At 52.7% G+C, this 260-nt stretch carries 1 protein-coding gene; it reads right to left on the bottom strand.

Features of this window, described 5'->3' with window-relative positions; genetic code table 11:
• Positions 1-260: Mu transposase C-terminal domain-containing protein (locus LI015_RS28135; RefSeq protein ID WP_227126795.1), on the bottom strand; the 260-nt coding region annotated here is incomplete at both ends.

Below are 260 nucleotides of genomic sequence, written 5' to 3'. Positions count from 1 at the left end.
CATCTCATTTCCTTCAGCTTCTCACGCACATCCTTCATCTGCTGCTTCTGGAGCCTGATGTGGCGCTCTAGCGCCTCCTGCGGGACCTTGTGGGCAATCTTTAACAGCTCCTGACTCTCTGCCTCACAAATCATATGGCCGTCCTGGGTGTCAAATACAAGCAGCCGGGTTACGTCCTCCGGGTCATACTTGATGTCCACAGGCCTGTCCATGTAATAAATCAGCTCCGGATGGTTATAGACCTGGCCGAATTTCCGGAT

The organism is Enterocloster sp. 210928-DFI.2.20, assembly GCF_020554465.1.
GTDB classification, from domain to species: Bacteria; Bacillota; Clostridia; order Lachnospirales; family Lachnospiraceae; genus Enterocloster; species Enterocloster bolteae.
Note: the sequence above shows the minus strand (reverse complement) of the source record. Positions and strands in the feature narration are given on the sequence as shown.